This window comes from Caulobacter sp. P4_E5, from assembly GCF_056401555.1.
Map to the genome: position 1 here is coordinate 30,767 of NZ_JBFUJD010000011.1, position 16,869 is coordinate 47,635.

The 16,869-nt window shown below is 68.7% G+C and carries 17 protein-coding genes, 1 tRNA gene and 1 pseudogene; 11 read left to right on the forward strand and 8 right to left on the reverse strand.

What is annotated here, in order from left to right; all coding sequences use genetic code 11:
* The first annotated feature begins 181 nt into the window (after nucleotides 1-181).
* Together AC1DSO_RS05540 and AC1DSO_RS05545 are read left to right on the forward strand one after the other, a co-directional pair.
* Entirely contained in the window at nucleotides 182-1,582 is a 1,401-nt protein-coding gene (locus AC1DSO_RS05540) for a DUF1593 domain-containing protein (protein WP_477067899.1), read from the forward strand.
* 63 nt (nucleotides 1,583-1,645) lie between these two features.
* Nucleotides 1,646-4,132, forward strand: coding sequence for a glycoside hydrolase family 3 C-terminal domain-containing protein (locus AC1DSO_RS05545; protein ID WP_477067900.1), 2,487 nt, complete (start codon nucleotides 1,646-1,648; stop codon nucleotides 4,130-4,132).
* Between the two features lie 169 nt (nucleotides 4,133-4,301).
* Here the strand turns inward: AC1DSO_RS05545 and AC1DSO_RS05550 are convergent, their stop codons facing one another.
* Nucleotides 4,302-5,216 carry a class I SAM-dependent methyltransferase gene (locus tag AC1DSO_RS05550; RefSeq protein ID WP_477067901.1) on the reverse strand — a complete coding sequence of 305 codons (915 nt, stop codon included), beginning with the start codon at nucleotides 5,214-5,216 and terminating at the stop codon, nucleotides 4,302-4,304.
* Between the two features lie 142 nt (nucleotides 5,217-5,358).
* On the opposite strand from AC1DSO_RS05550, the gene AC1DSO_RS05555 reads away from it, so the two are divergent.
* Nucleotides 5,359-5,943, forward strand: coding sequence for a TetR/AcrR family transcriptional regulator (locus tag AC1DSO_RS05555; protein ID WP_477067902.1), 585 nt, complete (start codon nucleotides 5,359-5,361; stop codon nucleotides 5,941-5,943).
* A 153-nt stretch (nucleotides 5,944-6,096) separates the two neighbouring features.
* Here AC1DSO_RS05555 and AC1DSO_RS05560 read toward each other — a convergent pair whose 3' ends face one another.
* The 5 genes from AC1DSO_RS05560 to AC1DSO_RS05580 all read right to left on the reverse strand — a co-directional run bounded on the left by AC1DSO_RS05560 (nucleotide 6,097) and on the right by AC1DSO_RS05580 (nucleotide 10,105).
* Nucleotides 6,097-6,255, reverse strand: coding sequence for a hypothetical protein (locus AC1DSO_RS05560; RefSeq protein WP_477067903.1), 159 nt, complete (start codon nucleotides 6,253-6,255; stop codon nucleotides 6,097-6,099).
* A 240-nt stretch (nucleotides 6,256-6,495) separates the two neighbouring features.
* Nucleotides 6,496-6,572 (reverse strand) — tRNA-Arg (locus AC1DSO_RS05565).
* Nucleotides 6,573-6,644: 72 nt separating this feature from the next.
* On the reverse strand, nucleotides 6,645-7,961 hold the full coding sequence (locus AC1DSO_RS05570) for an NCS2 family permease (protein WP_477067904.1): 1,317 nt from the start codon (nucleotides 7,959-7,961) through the stop codon (nucleotides 6,645-6,647).
* Nucleotides 7,958-9,061, reverse strand: a complete 1,104-nt coding sequence (locus AC1DSO_RS05575; protein ID WP_477067946.1) for a purine nucleoside permease — start codon at nucleotides 9,059-9,061, stop codon at nucleotides 7,958-7,960. The genes AC1DSO_RS05570 and AC1DSO_RS05575 overlap by 4 nt, the downstream gene beginning before the upstream one ends.
* Before the next feature lie 81 nt (nucleotides 9,062-9,142).
* Nucleotides 9,143-10,105 carry an ABC transporter ATP-binding protein gene (locus tag AC1DSO_RS05580; RefSeq protein WP_477067905.1) on the reverse strand — a complete coding sequence of 321 codons (963 nt, stop codon included), beginning with the start codon at nucleotides 10,103-10,105 and terminating at the stop codon, nucleotides 9,143-9,145.
* 243 nt (nucleotides 10,106-10,348) lie between these two features.
* On the opposite strand from AC1DSO_RS05580, the gene AC1DSO_RS05585 reads away from it, so the two are divergent.
* From AC1DSO_RS05585 to AC1DSO_RS05595, 3 genes and pseudogenes are all read left to right on the forward strand, one after another.
* Nucleotides 10,349-10,585 carry a zinc-finger domain-containing protein gene (locus tag AC1DSO_RS05585; protein WP_047413863.1) on the forward strand — a complete coding sequence of 79 codons (237 nt, stop codon included), beginning with the start codon at nucleotides 10,349-10,351 and terminating at the stop codon, nucleotides 10,583-10,585.
* Nucleotide 10,586: 1 nt separating this feature from the next.
* Nucleotides 10,587-11,021, forward strand: coding sequence for an acyl-CoA thioesterase (locus AC1DSO_RS05590; RefSeq protein ID WP_047413617.1), 435 nt, complete (start codon nucleotides 10,587-10,589; stop codon nucleotides 11,019-11,021).
* Between the two features lie 72 nt (nucleotides 11,022-11,093).
* A pseudogene (locus tag AC1DSO_RS05595) lies at nucleotides 11,094-11,168 on the forward strand (hypothetical protein); the annotation flags it as partial.
* Nucleotides 11,169-12,215: 1,047 nt separating this feature from the next.
* Here AC1DSO_RS05595 and AC1DSO_RS05600 read toward each other — a convergent pair.
* Entirely contained in the window at nucleotides 12,216-12,800 is a 585-nt protein-coding gene (locus AC1DSO_RS05600; RefSeq protein ID WP_477067906.1) for a hypothetical protein, read from the reverse strand.
* Nucleotides 12,801-13,002: 202 nt separating this feature from the next.
* Between AC1DSO_RS05600 and AC1DSO_RS05605 the strand changes: the two genes are divergently transcribed.
* Nucleotides 13,003-13,563, forward strand: coding sequence for a hypothetical protein (locus AC1DSO_RS05605; RefSeq protein ID WP_477067907.1), 561 nt, complete (start codon nucleotides 13,003-13,005; stop codon nucleotides 13,561-13,563).
* Here the strand turns inward: AC1DSO_RS05605 and AC1DSO_RS05610 are convergent.
* Nucleotides 13,560-14,456 (reverse strand): LysR family transcriptional regulator, encoded by an 897-nt coding sequence (locus AC1DSO_RS05610; RefSeq protein ID WP_477067908.1) that lies wholly within the window; start codon nucleotides 14,454-14,456, stop codon nucleotides 13,560-13,562. The genes AC1DSO_RS05605 and AC1DSO_RS05610 overlap by 4 nt on opposite strands.
* 94 nt (nucleotides 14,457-14,550) lie before the next feature.
* On the opposite strand from AC1DSO_RS05610, the gene AC1DSO_RS05615 reads away from it, so the two are divergent.
* The 4 genes from AC1DSO_RS05615 to AC1DSO_RS05630 are packed head-to-tail and all read left to right on the forward strand — an operon-like array spanning nucleotide 14,551 to nucleotide 16,865.
* Nucleotides 14,551-15,555 (forward strand): aldo/keto reductase, encoded by a 1,005-nt coding sequence (locus AC1DSO_RS05615; protein WP_477067909.1) that lies wholly within the window; start codon nucleotides 14,551-14,553, stop codon nucleotides 15,553-15,555.
* A gap of 41 nt (nucleotides 15,556-15,596) precedes the next feature.
* Nucleotides 15,597-15,992 (forward strand): PaaI family thioesterase, encoded by a 396-nt coding sequence (locus tag AC1DSO_RS05620; RefSeq protein ID WP_477067910.1) that lies wholly within the window; start codon nucleotides 15,597-15,599, stop codon nucleotides 15,990-15,992.
* Between the two features lie 4 nt (nucleotides 15,993-15,996).
* On the forward strand, nucleotides 15,997-16,392 hold the full coding sequence (locus AC1DSO_RS05625) for an SRPBCC family protein (protein ID WP_477067911.1): 396 nt from the start codon (nucleotides 15,997-15,999) through the stop codon (nucleotides 16,390-16,392).
* Nucleotides 16,389-16,865, forward strand: coding sequence for a GNAT family N-acetyltransferase (locus AC1DSO_RS05630; protein ID WP_477067912.1), 477 nt, complete (start codon nucleotides 16,389-16,391; stop codon nucleotides 16,863-16,865). Before AC1DSO_RS05625 ends, AC1DSO_RS05630 begins: the two co-directional genes overlap by 4 nt.
* Nucleotides 16,866-16,869 lie beyond the last annotated feature (4 nt).

Genomic DNA, 16,869 nt, shown 5'->3' on the forward strand with positions numbered 1-16,869 from the left:
CGACACAGCCCTTTGAGGTTTATTGACAGGGATCCGAAGGTGGCGCTAGGTTTTTCGATAAAATCGAAGCTATTCGAAATATATGCAGAAGGTCCGTTGCCAGCGGTAGACGCGCCGAAGAGCTCGAGATTGGGCTGACGGTGCGCCCGCTTACGCAGGATTTCGCGAAAGGGGAGGGGCAATGAAGCATCAAGCCCGACTGTGGCTGGCCGCGCTCGCGGGGCTGAGCGCCTTGTGCTGCGGGACGATCAACCCCGCCAGCGCGGCCGAGAAGCCGCGGGTGATCGTCCTTTCCGACATCGGCAATGAGCCCGATGACTCCGAGTCCCTGGTTCGGCTCTTGCTCTATGCGAACGAACTGGACCTCGAAGGCCTGGTCGCCACGACCTCGACTTGGCAGCGCGGGCGGGTCCAGCCCCAGCTGATGCGCGAGCGGATCGCGGCCTACGGTCAGGTCCTGTCGAACCTGCGTCGCCACGCCGACGGCTATCCCGACGCCGCCAAACTCGACGCGGTGGTCCGGTCCGGAAGCGCCGCCTACGGCATGCGCGGAGTCGGAGTGGGCAAGGACACCGAAGGGTCTCGCCTGATCATCGAGGCGGTCGACCGACCCGATCCCCGGCCGATCTATGTCTCGGTGTGGGGCGGGGCGCTGGACCTGGCCCAGGCGCTGTGGACCGTCCGCGCGACGCGCACACCCGAGCAGCTCAACGCGTTCGTCGCCAAGCTGCGGGTCTATTCGATCTCTGACCAGGATGACGCGGGTCCCTGGGCGCGCCAGAACTTTCCCGACCTCGTCTGGATCGCCAGCGTCCACGGCTGGGGCCAGTACGGCCTAGCCGCCTGGATCGGCATTTCAGGCGACGTGCGCCGGCCCGCCAAGTGGCCCGCCGCCGAGATGGTCACCAACACCTGGCTCGAGGCGAATGTGCGCCGAGGCCCGCTGGGGGCGCTCTATCCGCCGCACCAGTTCATCATGGAAGGCGACACGCCGGCGTTCCTGTGGCTGATCCCCAACGGCCTGAACGCGCCCGAGCACCCGGAATACGGCGGCTGGGGCGGTCGCTACGTCCCGACCTACGAGGGCGCGGCGCAGTACGGCGACGCCCAGGACACCGTCAAGGGCGGTGACGGAGCCAGCTGGACCAGCAACCAGGCGACGATCTTCCGCTGGCGCGAGGCGTTCCAGAACGACTTCGCCGCGCGAATCGGCTGGACGCTGACGCCCGAGCGCGCGAAGGCCAACCACCCGCCCGTCCTGGTCCTGAACGGCGTCTCCGGCGACGGCGCGGCGGTTCTTCTGGCCAAGGCGGGCGAGACCTTGACGCTGAGCGCTCTGGGCTCGCGGGACCCTGACGGCGACGCCTTGACCTATCGCTGGTGGCAATACGCCGAACCCAGCGGCCGACCGGGCCTGTCGCCGCCGAAGCTCGATCTCGTCGACGCCGATCAGGCCACGACCCGGTTCGTGGTCCCGACCGTCGTCGAGCCCACGACCTACCACGTCATACTCGAGGTTCGCGACAGCGGCGGGCCGGCGATCACCCGCTATCGCCGGGTCCTGGTGAACGTCCGTCCCTAGCGTGGTCGGCCCCCTCGGCCGATCGGCGCTCACTCACAGAACACCACGGCCAAGGAGATATCCATGAAGCGCGGAACGGTCTTGTGCTCGGTCGCCGGCCTGCATGCGCTGATCGCCGGAACCCTGGCGGCGGCCCCCGCGGCCTGGGCCGATAGCGCCAAGATCGACGCCCTGATCGGGCGGATGACCTTGGACGAGAAGATCGGGTTTCTGCACGGCCACGACGACCCGGAGCATCTGGCTGGCGGCGGCTACCTTCCCGGCGTGGCTCGCCTGGGCATCCCGCCGCTGCGCCTGGCCGACGGCCCGGCCGGCGTGCGAACCTCGCGGACCGCAACGGCGTTTCCAGCGCCCGTCGCCCTGACGGCGACCTTCTCGCCGGACCTAGCCAAGGCTTGGGGTGTGGCCGTGGCCGGCGAGGCCCTGGCCCGCGACCAGCAGGTGTTGCTGGCCCCGATGACCAACAACGTCCGCGCGCCCACCGCAGGCCGCAACTTCGAGACCTTCGGCGAGGATCCGCTCCTGGCGGCGCGGCTGGTGGCGGCCAGCGTCAAGGGACTGCAGGACGGTGGCGTGATCGCCACGGTCAAGCACTTCGCGGCCAACAACCAGGAGACCGATCGCAAGACCATTGACGTCCAGGTCGACGAGCGGACGCTGCGCGAGATCGAGTTCCCGCCGTTCCAGGCCGCGGTGGAGGCCGGCGTTGGCGCGGTGATGTGCGCCTACAACAAGGTGGGCGGCGTGGCGGCTTGCGAAAACCCGTTCCTGCTCGACACGGTCCTGCGCAAGGAATGGGGCTTCGCCGGCTTCGTGATGTCCGACTGGGGCGCCACCCACAGCGCCGGACCCTCGCTAAAGGCGGGTCTCGACATGGAGATGCCGCGCGGCAAGTTCCTGGGCGACGCGCTGAAGGCGGCGACGGCCAAGGGCGAGGTCAAGGAAGCCGACATCGACCGCTCGGTGCGGCGCATCCTGACCCAGATGGACAAGATCGGCATGCTGGTCGACGCCCCCGCGCGGCCGACCGAGAGCGAGGCCGAGCGCAATGCTCACGCGGATCTGGCCTTGAACATCGCCCTAGAGGGCGCGGTCCTGCTGAAGAACGACGGCATCCTGCCCCTGGTCCCGGCGACACTGAAGCAGGTCGCCATCGTTGGTCCGACCGCCAAGCGCGCGCTGTTCGGCGGCGGCGGCAGCGCCGAGGTCAAGCCGACCGCCCTGGACAATCCCTATGAGGCGCTCGGCGCTCAGGCGGGCGCCGCCCTGGTCTTCGCCGAGGGCCTGCGTCTGGAGGGCGAGCCTATTCCCGCGGCGGTCCTGAGCTCCGAGGGTGGGCCGAGCTTCACCGGCGTGCTGACCGTGGAAATGAGCCAGTCGGCCAGCTGGCAGGGGTGGATCACGGCCCCGGAAACCGGCGACTACGAGCTGATGCTGCAGTTCACGCCGGTCGGCGGCCTGGCGCTGGCCGAGGCCGATCGCGGCATGGCCGACGTGGAGCTGGACGGCAAGCGCCTCATCGAGGGCGGGCGATTGTTCGGCGGTTCGCGCCTGATCAAGACCTCGGACGGTCTGTTGAACCAGGGCCAAGTGGTGCGCCTCGAAGCCGGCGTGCGCCGCCGCCTCAAGCTGACCGTCAAGGCCTCGGCGGTCGAACCTCTGCGTCTACGCTTGGCTTGGACCACGCCGGCCCTGCGCCGTCGCTTGCTGGACGAGGCCGCCGCGGCGGCCAAGGCCGCGCCGGCCGCCATCGTCTTCGCGCACGTCGAAGGCACCGAGGGCGAGGACAACCGCTCGCTGGCCTTGCCCTACCGCCAGGACGAGCTGATCGAGACGGTGGCCGCCGCCAATCCCAACACCGTGGTGGTGCTCAACACCGGCGCGCCGGTGCTGATGCCGTGGATCGATCGCGTCAAGGCCGTCCTGCAGATGTGGTACCCGGGTCAGCGGGGCGGCGAGGCGACCGCTGACCTGTTGACCGGCAAGGCCAATCCGTCGGGCCGGCTGCCCATCACCTTCCCGATGGCCGACAGCCAGACGGCCGTGGCCCAGCCCGAGCGCTTCCCCGGCGTCGGCGGCCGCCAAGTCTATTCCGAAGGCGTGCGGGTCGGCTATCGCTGGTACGACGCCGAAGGCGCTCGGCCCCTGTTCCCGTTCGGCCACGGGCTGTCCTATACCCGCTTCGACTACAGCGGGCTGAAGGTCACCGCCGTCGCCGACGGCCTGGACGTGGCCTTCACGCTGCGCAATGTCGGCCCGAGGGACGGCGCGGAGGTCGCGCAGATCTATGTCGACGGACCGGCGTCCCGCCCCGAAGGATTGACCTTCGCGCCGCGCATCCTAGCCGGCTTCGAACGTGTGACCCTGCACGCCGGCGAGAGCCGCGAAGTTCACGTCAAGATTGCTTGGCGTGAACTGTCCTATTGGTCGCCGCGCGCCAAGGCGTGGCGGTTGCCGTCGGAGCGGCGCCGCGTGCGGGTCGGCGGATCATCGCGCGATTTGCCATTAGCGGGAGACATCGAAGTTGGCTTCCCCCGCACGCGGCGCTGACCAGTGCGCGCAAGTCACGCGCGGACCGCAGCATGGACCGGCATTCCCCTCGAGGACCTTCTGACCCACGCTTCCGGCATTCCGAACTCGAAGGACCCGCCCCGAGGCCCGCGCGGCCCGGGGCTCGCCGCTGACGCCCGAGCAAGATCTGGCTTCCCTCGGCCGCGACCTAGTGACGCCCGATGCCGACCCATCGGCCGATCAGCATTCCGGCGAAGCGATGGACGACGCCGACGAACATCAACTTGGCGACGACGATCAGAACGAGCAGGCCGACGAGCGCCGCGGTCAGCGAAGGCGGCAAAGCGTGTGGCATGCGCCACAGTGACATCGCCGCGCCGACATGCAGGGCGACCAGGGCCAGAAGCGCAAGGCCGGCCACGATCTTCGTGTGGCCATGGCCCCCGGGCCGGGTCCGGGCGGCCTGATGCGCGGCGATCGATTGCGCTGTGCCGGCCGCCACGAAGTCGAGGCCCTTAGCGCCGACCGGGCCCGAAGCGGTCTCGAAGCCGGCGTGCTTCAGGTCGGCGACGATCGCGTCGATCTGCACGAAGCCGTGGGGGTGGAAATGGTCGATGGCGCTGCGCCGCGACGCCTTGGGCGGGCCAAAGTCGACCAGCAGGGCGCGGCCGTCCGGCTTCAGGACCCGCCGGATCTCATGGGCCATCGTCCGGCGCACGGCCGCGGGCACGTGATGCAGCATGAAGGTGGAGATCACCACGTCGAAGCTGGCGTCCGGATAGGGCATGGCCTGGACCGCGCCCTGGGTCAGGGTGAGCGCCACGCGAGCGCGACGGGCCTTGGCGCCGGCGCGCTCGAGCATCTGCGGGGAGGGATCCAGGCCATCGACGGATCCCGACGCCCCGACGCGCCGCTTGGCGAGCAGGGCCAGCGAGCCGGTGCCGCAGCCGATGTCCAAAACCTGCTCGCCCGGGCGAAGGTCGGCCAGGTCGAGGATCTTCTCACGCAGCCGGCGCTCGCCCCCGAGGGTGAGCAGGGCCACGAGCAGGTCATAGCGGGCCGCGCGATGGATGGTCAGGCCCACCGCGTTGTGAGCGGCGGGGCCGTGGGCGGAGTGGGTCATGGGTTTCTCGCAGCGGAATGGACACCGTGTCCGAAAACTGACTTCCTGTGCGGAAGTCGGCAACGAACACACCGGGCGAGATGTCCGGTTCGGCACACAATGGGCATGCCTGTCCGGAAAAAGTCGCGGTGAGGAGGCAGGCATGGACCGACGCATCGCGCGGACCCGCTCAATGCTGCAGCGGGCGCTGATCTCGCTGATGACCCGCAAGGGCTATGACGCCATCACCGTCGAGGAGGTTTGCGACGAGGCCGACATCGGCCGCTCGACCTTCTACGCCCACTTCACCGGCAAGGATCACCTCAAACGCAGCGGGCTCGACGATCACCTACGCGGCATGCTGCTGGAGCATCAGCGGGCCGCGGCGCTGCGGCCGCTGGACGGTGGCTTCGGGTTCGTGCTGCCGTTCCTGGAGCATGCGCGCGAGCAACTGGATCTCTATCGCGCGCTGGTCAGCAAGGGCGGCGTGGCCACCACGACGGCGATGCTGCGTCAGATCGTGACCGAGCTGGTGCGCAACGAACTGGTCCATAGGCCAGCGCCGAGCGACGTTCGGCCGGAGGTGGCGACCGCGTTCGTCGTGGGAGGGTTCATGTCGCTGCTAACCTGGTGGCTGGACGGTGGCGCGCGCCTGGCGCCGGCGGAACTGGACGTGATGTTCCGCCGGCTAGTGCGCCAGGGCCTGGGAGACGGCGCCCAGCTCACGGGAGCCGAGGGCGCGCCTTAGCGCACGACGTCGAAGCGACAGCGGCCTGGCGCGTCGTGGTTCTCGGTGACGATTTCCCAACGATGATGCAGCCTCGGCGACGGGCGTCAGCCGGCGCCGAAACTCGCATCACCGTCGATCCTAAGTTCAACGATGCTCGACTGGGGCGCTTGCCTATGGGGCCAGATCCCAGAGGATCGGTCCCCGGTAGCCCGGTTCGTTCTGATCGGGGATCCCGTTCCGGTTCTTGTCCGGCGGATTGACCATCCCTCCGGTGACCAGCTCCAGCTCCTCGGACGTCAGCTCAGCGACGTAGTTCACAACGTTTTGCATATGAATCTCCTAGCCAAGAGGAAGTTTCCGCACCCAAGGTTGCATTGAGAAATACACTCGTCAAGAATGATTGCGGCTGCTCGCGGGTGATCGCTGGCTTGGGCGGCGTCCACGAGTGTCGCGCACGGCTGTCGACCACGGAGATCGAGATCATGGGTGATAGGGCCGAGCTTCGGCGGGCTTGGCGCCCGCAGCGGGGGCGCGCTGGGCTCTGGCGAAGTTCGCAGTTTTAAACCGAAGTGGCGCACCCGACACGATTCGAACGTGTGACCTTTGCCTTCGGAGGGCAACGCTCTATCCAGCTGAGCTACGGGTGCCTGCCGCCCTGCATCCGGGCGGGAAGCGGGTCTTAGCCGAAAGGCGACGCATGCGCAAACGGTCTTGGGCGCTCACGCCGCGCCCATGTAGATGAAGCGGGCGACGAACAGGGCGGCCAGCACGAATAGCAGCCAGTCCTTCGGTTTGGCCTGGCCGCGCAGCAGCGTCAGGCCCGCATAGGCGGTGATGCCGAACGCCAGGCCGTTGGCGATCGAGAAGGTCAGCGGGATGGCGATCACCGTCAGGAAGGCGGGGATGGCCACGCCGGGATCTTCCCAGTCGATGTCGGCCAGGGCGCCGATCATCATCGAGCCGACGATGATCAGGGCCGGCGCCGTGGCGGCGGCCGGGATGGCCTGGACCCACGGCGCGAAGAACAGGGTGACCAGGAACAGCAGGCCGACCACGATGGCGGTCAGGCCGGTGCGGCCGCCGGCCGCGACACCCGAGGCGCTCTCGATATAGCTGACGACCGTCGAGGTGCCGGCCAGCGAGCCGCCGATGGTGGCGATCGAATCGGCGGTCAGGATGCGGTTCAGGCGCGGGATCGTCCCGTCGGGCTGGACCAGGCCCGCCTTCTTGGTCACCGCGACCAAGGTGCCGACATTGTCGAACAGGTCGACAAACAGGAAGACGAAGATGATCTCCGCCATGGCCACGCCCATCGCCCCATTGATGTGCAGCGCCGCCGGGACGTCCAGCTTGAAGGCGGTGGCGGTCAGGGCCGCGAGGCCGTAGTCGCCGGGCGCGATCTTGGCCATGCCCAGGGCCCAGGCGGCGAGGGCGGCCACGAGAATGCCGATCAGGATCGCGCCCTTCACCCGCCAGACCATCAGCCCGCTCATGATGAGGAGGCCGAGAATGGCCAGGGCGGCGGTCGGCTTGGTCAGGTCGCCCAGCGCCACGGTGGTGGCCGGGTCGGCGACGATGATGCCGGCCTCCTTCAGGCCGATGAAGGCGATGAACAGGCCCACGCCCGCGGCAACGGCCGAGAACAGCGGACGCGGAATGGCCCCGACGATCAGCTGGCGAATGCCCGCCACGGTCAGGATCAGGAAGGCCACGCCCGACAGGAAGACGCAGCCCAGGGCGGTCTCCCACGGCACGCCCATGCCCTTGACGACGGTGAAGGTGAAATAGGCGTTGAGGCCCATGCCGGGGGCCAGGGCGATCGGATAGTTGGCGATCAGCCCCATCAGGATGCTGCCGAAGCCGGCCGCCAGGCAGGTGGCCGCCGCCACGGCCGCGACCGGCATGCCGGCCTGGCCCAGGATCGTCGGATTGACGATGACGATATAGGCCATGGTCAGGAAGGTGGTGAAGCCGGCCAGCACCTCGGTGCGCACCGAGGTCCCTTGGGCCGAGAGCTTGAACATCCGCTCGATCATTTCGTCGTTCCCCCGATGGACGCCCCGGTGTTGGACGTGACGTTTGGCGTCGTCGTCTCGTACTTGTCCCAATGCCCCGCCAGTTCGCGGACGACGACCGAGCCCACGCGATAGGCCGAGTCGAACGCCGCCATCGCCCCTTCGCCGTGGAAGGCGCGGGGGAAGGTCGGGGCGCCCAGCGGCGGGCGCGAATAGTTGCTGGCCGTGCGCAGCACCAGGACCCTCTCGAAATCGACCTTGCCGGCCTTGGCGTAGAGGTCGAGCACGTCGAGGATCCCCTGGTCCTCGCAGTCGGTCATGGTGAAGGTTCCCGCCCCGTCGGTCCAGAGCTTCACCCAGTCTTCGGCCCACTGGGTGCGCTTGGCGCCGTGCCAGAACCGGGTGGCGCCCAGGGCTTCGCCCTTGAGGACGAAGGGGGGCCTCGTGGCGTTCGGGTCGCCGACATAGGGGGCGCGCAGGGCGGCCAGGGCCGGGGAGTCCGGGATCGGCGTCTTGGCGGTCAGGCCGTGGGCCCAGTCGACCAGCCGCCAGTTCAGCGCCCAGACCATGCCGGACGAGCCCTTGGCCGAGCCCTTCACGTTGGGCCGGTCGGTCTCCAGCGAATAGAGGCCGTAGGGCCAGTCGGCCGGGATCTCGCGGTCGTCGACCTCGTAGATCGGATCGGCGTCGACGACATAGCGGGCCCAGGCGGCGCTGCCGATCGAGGCGACCTTGGGATCGACCCCGGCGATGCCGGCGACGACCCAGTAGGTCTTCGAGAAGTCGAACTGGCCCGACAGGATCAGGGCCGCGACGCTCTCGCGAGCCCGGGCCCGCATGTCGGTCATCACGCCCAGAACGCCGTCCTTGGGCGAATAGCGGGCCGGGTGGCGCAGGCCGGGGACCGCGATGGTCTGCGTCAGCGGCACGCCCTCGACCCAGGGCTGGAACTCGCCGGGCCGATCGCCGGTGACCTCGCCGATCTCGAAGGTGGCCAGCACCACGACCTTGATCGGGATCGGCTTGGTCTCGGCGTGGGCCGCGGGCGAGATGCCCGCCACGCCAAGCCAAAAGGCCGCCACGAGTCCCAGGATCCGCATCGCCATCACGCCCCTCCGCACCGATTTCGCGGCGAAGCTGGCGTGCGCCGCTGAGACTGGCAAGCGACCTTCGCGTTCGAAGCGCGAAGGCTCGCCGCGTGATCAGTCCTTGGTCGGATCGGCCGCGTTCGGGTCGCCGTAGGTCAGGGCCAGGAAGACGTCCTCCAGATCGGGGTCCTCGGTGGCGATGTCCTTGATGTGGACGCCGCTGGCCCGCACCGCCGCCAGCACCTGCTCGACGCTGGACTGGCCGGTGCGATAGCTGACCTGGAAGGCGCCGTTGGCCCGCAGCTTGGTGTCGAAGCCGGCCAGGGCCGGGGCGGTGGTCACCGGGTCGTCGGGGGTGACCACGACGTTGCGGCTGTCCATCCGGCGCAGCAGGGTCGCGGTCGGCTCGCAGGCGACGACCTCGCCGCGGTTGACGATGGCGATCTCGTCGCACAGCTCCTGGGCTTCCTCGAGATAGTGGGTGGTCAGCACGATGGTGACGCCCAGCGCGTTCAGCCCCTGGACGTATTGCCAGAGCTGGCGGCGCAGCTCGACATCGACCCCGGCGGTCGGTTCGTCGAGGATCAGCACCGGCGGCTGGTGGACCATGGCCTTGGCCACCATCAGGCGGCGCTTCATGCCGCCCGACAGCTGGCGGACATAGGCGTTGGCCTTGTCGCCCAGCCCCAGGACGTTCAGCAGCTCGTCGGTGCGGCGTTCGTTCTTGGGCACGCCATAGAAGCCCGCCTGGACCTCCAGCGACTCGCGCGGGGTGAAGAAGACGTCGGCGGCCAGCTCCTGCGGCACCACGCCGATCGCCGCGCGGGCGTCGCGCGGCCGCTGGTCGATGTCGCGGCCCCAGATCCGCACCGTGCCGGAGCTCTTGCGCACCAGGCCGGCCAGGATGTTGATGAAGGTCGATTTGCCCGCGCCGTTGGGACCCAGCAGGCCGAAGATCGAGCCACGCGGGATCTTCAGGTCGATGCCGTTCAAGGCGCGCTTTTCCGGCGAGGTCTTGGTGCCGGCATAGGTCTTGTAGAGGCCTTCGGCTTCGATGGCGTAGGCGGGCAGGTCCATGGGCATTCCAAATAGGGATGGGCCAAATAGAGACGGCCAGATCGGTAGGCGAAACACCGTATGAGGCGCGCGTCGATTGACGGCGCCTTCCGGCGTCGCATAGGTATGCCTCGTTCGCGGCCACGCCAAGGCCACGGTCTGAATTCGAAGGTTTCGCCCATGGCGCGCAAGGCCAAGTCCACCTCCGCTCTCGACGCCCTGCCCGGTTCGGCGACGGCCGAGCCCCAGACGGTCCCGACCGCCATGGACACGCTGGCCAACGCCGGTCCCGCCCCCGAGACGATCATGGTCCGCTCGCACCGCATCGCCTGCGACGGCGTCGGCGGGGCGCTGGGCCATCCGCGCGTGTGGCTGGAGATGGGCGCGGCGGGCTTCGTCGACTGCTCCTATTGCGACCGCCGCTTCGTGGCCTCGACGGCCGTGGGCGACGAGGACGAGATCCTGGCGCCGGGCGTCTACGAAGGCGCCGGCGGTCACTAGCTTGACCGACGCGATCTCGCCGGAAGAGCGCGCCGAGACCCTGGCCAAGGCCTGGGAAAAGGCCCAGTGGCCGCACGAGGCGCCGGTGCTGCGCGCCATCGCCATGCCGTCCGACACCAATCCCGAAGGCGACATCTTCGGCGGCTGGCTGCTGTCGCAGATGGACCTGGCGGCGGCCTCGATCGCCTTCCACCGCGCGGCTGGCCGCTGCGCCACCATCGCCATCGACGGCATGACCTTCATCAGCCCGGTGTTCGTCGGCGACGAGGTCAGCCTGTTCGCCAAGGTCGTCCACACCGGCCGCACCTCGCTGAAGGTCGCCGTCGAGGCCTGGCGCCGCCGCCGCGACGGCGAGCAGGCCCACAAGGTCACCGAAGGCGTGTTCACGTTCGTGGCCATCGACGAGCACCGCAAGCCCCGGCCGCTGCCGGTCTAGAACGCGCGGCGTCTCCGCTTCAAAGGCGCTGTCCCTCTGCCTCCTAGAGGGGGCCGATCCAGATCTCCGCCGGCCGAGCGCCCCCTCCGTCACGAGGCTGCGCCTCGCGCCACCTCCCCCGTTGCACGGGTGAGGAGGATGTTCCTCCTCCCTTGCGAAGCGGGGGAGGTGGATCGGCGCGAATACGCGACGAGACGGAGGGGGCGCTCAGGCACGGCTTCGCCGCTTCACGCGGTTCACCGCTGAAGTGGGTGGGGAGGCGACGGAGCGGCCGGGCGAACCCGGATGACCGTAAGGGTTTGTGTGCGTTTCGGTTCGCTTACCGCTCCGCCAGGCTGTTCTTTCCGTGAGGACGGCGGGCGTGAGCGTTATCTGCTCGGGCCTCCGCTACCCCCGGACGGGCGTGGACCAACTGGATCGGCTATTCCGTCTCCAGCTCGGCGATCCACGATAGGCGGCTTGTACGATCACCGCCCTGTCGCTCCGCTGACGATTTGATCCCGGACGGTCCCGTCACTCGCACGCGCTCCTAAAGAGTAAGCCGCGCGACCTGACGAGGTCGCCGGGAACCGCCAGCGGCCCCGCTCAACCTATCCCCGTCGCCGCTTCGGGCCGGATCCAAGCGCCCTCCCCTTGCGACGGGGACAGCTATGAGTATGGCGCGGGGCTGAACGCGGATCATTCAGAGGCGCGTAAAAGTGAGAAGGCGTTGATTTCGCTGGCTTCGATGTCGCGAATGCCGAGGATACAGCCCGCTCAATCCCCGTGAATCTCCATGAATCCCTCTCTCTGAGAGAGAGGGAGGGGCCCACGCGAAGCGTGGGAGGGTGAGTGGTTACACCCTCAGCCGGCGCGCCGGCACTGAGTCCCTCGACAGCGCCCAGATCGTCCAGGGGCTTCGCCTACCCACTCACCCTCCCACCGCTACGCGGCGGGCCCCTCCCTCTCTCCATGAGAGAGGGATTTTGGTGGATGCCCTCGCTTGCTTGAGAACCCTTCTCCCCCGGAGAAGGAGCCCTCCTTACATCTCACGGCGAGAGGATCGCAGGGCTGATCAGGTCACTCAAGGACCGCCTCCGGCGGCCGCGCGCGGCGACGCGGAGCATCGTCCTTGACTGACCTGATCAGCCCTGCACGCTGCAGCCTCCAAGAGATCTAAGGATCGCACCCGACCCGGAGGTCGGCTTGCGACCCTTAGCGGACGCTCGTTGATACCCAGTCGGGTGGAAGTCTATGAGCTGGTTGATCGGGCCAGCGACGCGCTCGCTCCTCCCTAATCAGGCGTTCCCGCCAAATGGGGCCGCCGACATGCCAAGCGGCTTCTTCCTCGCCAAAATCAGCGGTGAGCCTTTGCGGGATGTGAGCTTCAGCATCCCATACAGCCATCAACTCGACGGCTTGAATCGCAGGGTCATCAGCTCCGGTGTCGAACGCCGGCGTCCCATCCTGACAGACCGTTACGGTGAGCGTGCCGACCGGCCATTGCACATAGAGTGCGGGCGCGCTCGCCCCCTCGGCCAGTTCGTGCCGGCCGAGATGTTTCCACGCCCCTGCGCGCAGTGCTCTGGTTATCGAAGGCCCGGCAACCGTTGTGGTGCTCATGGCGGGGCGACTTAGAGGCACGTCCACCGCCTCTAACTCGCGACTTCGAAGGCGAAAGAAGGCCAAATCCTTCGAAGGAGTGACTTGCGCGTAGTAGATCCAATCGTTTTCGCCGGTCACGGCATAGACCGCACCCGCCTTCAGATCAGCCCGCGCTGTTGGTGCCGTTTCAAACATGGCGGGAGCTTAGCCGCGAGCCTCCTGCGGTCAACGTCCGCAACCCACCCTGAGCGGACGTTCAAGCCGCGAGTTTCCAAACGCCCCGATCCGACCGCCCGAACCCCCACTTTTCAGCAAGGCCTCACAATTCGCTCATGCCGCTCACCAGCGGCCGCGCCAAGCTGTGCGTCTCACTCAAAAGGGCCTGACGGGGATGACGATGAACGACACCATGAAGCGTGGCGGCTTGAGCAACGGCTGGCGGATCGCCGCCTGGTCGGCGGTGGCCGCCCTGATCGCGACGCCGTGGGTGGCGATGCAATTCACCGCCGAGGTGAAGTGGACGCTGTTCGACTTCGGCCTGTTCGGCGGTTTGCTGATCGGCTCGGGGCTGGTCCTCGAATTCGTCACCTGGAAATCGGGCAGCTTGGCCTATCGCGCCGCCGTCGGCCTGGCCCTGCTGGCGTCCGTGCTGCTGGTGCTGGTCACCGGCGCGGTCGGGATCATCGGCTCCGAGGCCAACGCCGCCAACCTGATGTACGCGGGCGTGCTGCTGATCGTGATCGGCGGAGCGGCGATGGCGCGGCTCAAGCCCGCCGGCATGGCTCACGCCATGGGGGCCGCGGCGCTGGCCCAGGTGGCGATCATGATCATCGCCCTGGTCGGTGACCTGGGCGCAGAGGGCCAGGCCTGGCCGCGCGACCTGATCGGCGTGACCGTGATCTTCGCGGCCCTGTGGCTCGCCTCGGCCGGGCTGTTCCGCAAGGCGGCGGGGGCCTAAGGCGCCCGCTCGGCCTTGACGAAATCGACGAAGGCCCGCAGCGGCGCGGGCATGTGCCGGCGGCTGGGATAGTAGAGATAGGGGCCGGTGAACGCGGGCAGCCAGTCCTCCAGCACCGTCTCCAGCCGCCCGGCCGCGATCGCCTCGGCCACGAAGTCCTCGAAGGTGGCCAACAGCCCGACACCCGCCTCGCAGGCGGCCTGCTTCAGGTCGGCGTCGGTGGTGGTCAACCGGCCGGGCGGATCGAGGCGGATGACCTCGCCGTCCTTCTCGAACTCCCACGGATAGGACACGCCGCTGGCGAAGCGGTGGCGGATGCAGGCGTGGTCCAGCACCTCGCGGGGATGGGTCGGCCGGCCGTGGGCGGCGAAATAGGCCGGTGAGCCGACGACGACGAACCGCTGCGGGCCCGACAGCGGCACGGCGATCATGTCCTTCTCCAGCCGTTCGTCGTAGCGGACCCCGGCGTCGTAGCCGGCGGCCAGCACGTCGATGAAATTGTCCTCGGCGACGATCTCGACGGCCACGCCCGGGTTCTGGGCCAGGAACTTCGGGATCAGGCGCGGCATCATCACCTTGGCCACCACCACCGGCACGTTCAGGCGCAGGGTGCCGGTCGGGCTGTCGCGGAAGGCGTTGACCTCGTCCAGGGCCAGGGCGACGTCGGCCAGGGCGGGGGACAGGCGCTCCAGCAGCTTCTGGCCGGCCTCGGTGGGCGTGACGCTGCGGGTGGTGCGGTTCAAGAGGCGCACGCCCAGCCGCGTCTCCAGCCGCCGCACCGCCTCGCTCAGCGACGAGGCCGAGACATTGCGCAGGCCGGCGGCGGCGCGGAAGCCGCGCGCTCGGGCCACGGCCGTGAAGGCGTCGAGATCGGCGAAGTCGGCTTGCTGCATTGTGCGAAATCCAGAACGGCCCGTGCGGACTTGCATGGATTATCGCACGAAACGATCGGGCGCATAACCCGCTCCGCCAACCCGGAGAACCACCATGAAAACCCGCCAACTCGGCAAGACCGGCCCCGTCGTTTCCGCCTTCGGCCTCGGCTGCATGGGCATGTCGGACATGTACGGCCCCAGCGACCGGGCCGAGAGCCTGGCCACCTTCGACGCCGCCGTCGAGGCTGGAATCACCCTGATCGACACCGGCGACTTCTACGGCATGGGCCACAACGAGATGCTGATCGGCGAGGCGCTGAAGCGCCACAAGCGCGACAAGCGCGACAAGCTGGTGCTCAGCGTCAAGACCGGCGCCCTGCGCGACCCGGTCGGCCAGTTCCTCGGCTATGACGGCCGTCCCGCCGCGATCAAGAACTTCCTGGCCTATAGCCTCAAGCGCCTGGGCGTCGATTACATCGACATCTATCGCCCCTCGCGCCTGGATCCCGACGTGCCGATCGAAGACACGATCGGGGCGATCGCCGAGATGGTCCAGGCCGGCTATGTCCGCCACATCGGCCTGTCGGAGGTGGGCTCCGACACGATCCGCCGGGCGGCCAAGGTCGCGCCGATCGTCGACCTGCAGATCGAATATTCGCTGATCTCGCGCGGCGTCGAGGCCGACATCCTGCCGACCTTGCGCGAGCTGGGCATCGGCATGACCGCCTATGGCGTGCTGTCGCGCGGCCTGATCAGCGGTCACTGGACCAAGGACAGCGGCAAGGTCGGTCGCGACTTCCGCGCCATGAGCCCGCGCTTCGCCGGCCAGAACCTCGACGCCAATCTCGGGCTGGTCGAGGCCCTGCGCGGCGTCGCCGAGGCCAAGGGCGTGACCACGGCTCAGGCCGCCATCGCCTGGGTCGCCTCGCGCGGCGACGACATCGTCCCGCTGATCGGGGCCCGCCGCCGCGACCGCCTGGCCGAGGCCCTGGGCGCGCTGGAGGTCAGCCTGACGCCCGAGGATCTGGCCGCCATCGAAGCCGCGGTGCCGGCCGAGGCCGTGGCGGGCACGCGCTACGCCGAGGCGATGATGGCTCACCTCGACAGCGAGCGCTGAGCCTCTTGCATGACGTGAGGAGACGGGCGTCAGATGCTGGCATGAGCACGCCCGGCTTCGACCTCGACCTATTGCCGTTCGCCGCCCTGATGGGCGTGTCGGTGACCCACGCCGCCCCCGACCGCGTCGAGGGGCGGCTCGTCGTTCGGCCTGACCTGTGCACCGCCGGCGGCATCTTGCACGGCGGCGCGGCCATGGCCCTGGCCGACACCTTGGGCGCGATCGGCGCCTTCCTGTCGACGCCCGAGGGCAAGCGCACCACGACGCTGGAGAGCAAGACCAACTTCATCGGCTCGGCCAAGGTGGGGAGCACGGTCGTGGCGACCGCGATGCCGCTGCACGTCGGCCGCCGCTCCAGTGTCTGGACCACGCGACTCGAGACTGAAAACGGCAAGCTCGTGGCGGTGGTCACCCAGACCCAGATGACAGTGGAGTAGGCGCATGTTCGAGTCCCGGCACATCAGCATCCGGATCCACAGGCCGGCGGCGGAGGTCTACGCCTTCGCCTGGAAGCCGGAGAGCTTCCCCAAGTGGGCGGCGGGCCTGGCCTCGGGCCTGACCCAGGACGGCGACCAGTGGGTCGGCCAGGGTCCGGACGGCGAGGTGCGGGTGCGGTTCTCGCCACAGAATACCTATGGCGTGCTCGACCACTGGGTGACCCTGCCGGACGGGACCGAGCTCTACTTGCCGCTGCGGGTGATGACCAATGGCGAAGGGGCCGAGGTGGTGCTGACCCTCTACCGGCCGTCGAACCGCTATGACGACGCGGCCTTCGACCGCGACGCGGCGATGGTCGGGCGCGACCTGGCCAAGCTGAAGGCGTTGCTCGAAGCATGATCACCCTGCGTCCGCCCGCGCCCGGCGACCTGGGCTGGATCGTCCAGCGCCACGGCGCGCTCTATACGGCCGAGCAGGGTTGGGACCATCGGTTCGAGGGCGTGGTGGCCGGCGTGGTCTCCGACTACGTCAAGACCCACGACCCGGCCCGCGAGGCCTGCTGGATCGCCGAGCATGAGGGCCAAAAGGTCGGCTCGATCCTGCTGGCGCGCGAGAGCGACACGGTCGGCCGGCTGCGCCTGCTGCTGGTCGAGCCGTCGGCGCGTGGCCTGGGTGTCGGCCAGGCCCTGATCGCCGCCTGCCTGGGCTTCGCGCGAGACGCCGGCTATGCCGAGGTCGTGCTGTGGACCCAGGCCAACCTGCTGCCCGCCCGCAAGCTCTACGCCGCCGCCGGCTTCGTGCTGGAGGAGAGCTGGCCCTATGACGGGTTCGGCGCGGACCTGGTGTCGGAGAGCTGGCGGTTGAAGTTCTAGGGGC

What these genes read in the sequence shown, in the direction of transcription:
- AC1DSO_RS05540 (WP_477067899.1), top strand. Translation starts at nt 182, where the DNA reads ATGAAGCATCAAGCCCGACTGTGGCTGGCCGCGCTCGCGGGGCTGAGC.
- AC1DSO_RS05545 (WP_477067900.1), top strand. Translation starts at nt 1,646, where the DNA reads ATGAAGCGCGGAACGGTCTTGTGCTCGGTCGCCGGCCTGCATGCGCTG.
- AC1DSO_RS05550 (WP_477067901.1), bottom strand. Translation starts at nt 5,216, where the DNA reads ATGACCCACTCCGCCCACGGCCCCGCCGCTCACAACGCGGTGGGCCTG.
- AC1DSO_RS05555 (WP_477067902.1), top strand. Translation starts at nt 5,359, where the DNA reads ATGGACCGACGCATCGCGCGGACCCGCTCAATGCTGCAGCGGGCGCTG.
- AC1DSO_RS05560 (WP_477067903.1), bottom strand. Translation starts at nt 6,255, where the DNA reads ATGCAAAACGTTGTGAACTACGTCGCTGAGCTGACGTCCGAGGAGCTG.
- AC1DSO_RS05570 (WP_477067904.1), bottom strand. Translation starts at nt 7,961, where the DNA reads ATGATCGAGCGGATGTTCAAGCTCTCGGCCCAAGGGACCTCGGTGCGC.
- AC1DSO_RS05580 (WP_477067905.1), bottom strand. Translation starts at nt 10,105, where the DNA reads ATGGACCTGCCCGCCTACGCCATCGAAGCCGAAGGCCTCTACAAGACC.
- AC1DSO_RS05585 (WP_047413863.1), top strand. Translation starts at nt 10,349, where the DNA reads ATGGACACGCTGGCCAACGCCGGTCCCGCCCCCGAGACGATCATGGTC.
- AC1DSO_RS05600 (WP_477067906.1), bottom strand. Translation starts at nt 12,800, where the DNA reads ATGTTTGAAACGGCACCAACAGCGCGGGCTGATCTGAAGGCGGGTGCG.
- AC1DSO_RS05605 (WP_477067907.1), top strand. Translation starts at nt 13,003, where the DNA reads ATGAACGACACCATGAAGCGTGGCGGCTTGAGCAACGGCTGGCGGATC.
- AC1DSO_RS05610 (WP_477067908.1), bottom strand. Translation starts at nt 14,456, where the DNA reads ATGCAGCAAGCCGACTTCGCCGATCTCGACGCCTTCACGGCCGTGGCC.
- AC1DSO_RS05615 (WP_477067909.1), top strand. Translation starts at nt 14,551, where the DNA reads ATGAAAACCCGCCAACTCGGCAAGACCGGCCCCGTCGTTTCCGCCTTC.
- AC1DSO_RS05620 (WP_477067910.1), top strand. Translation starts at nt 15,597, where the DNA reads ATGAGCACGCCCGGCTTCGACCTCGACCTATTGCCGTTCGCCGCCCTG.
- AC1DSO_RS05625 (WP_477067911.1), top strand. Translation starts at nt 15,997, where the DNA reads ATGTTCGAGTCCCGGCACATCAGCATCCGGATCCACAGGCCGGCGGCG.
- AC1DSO_RS05630 (WP_477067912.1), top strand. Translation starts at nt 16,389, where the DNA reads ATGATCACCCTGCGTCCGCCCGCGCCCGGCGACCTGGGCTGGATCGTC.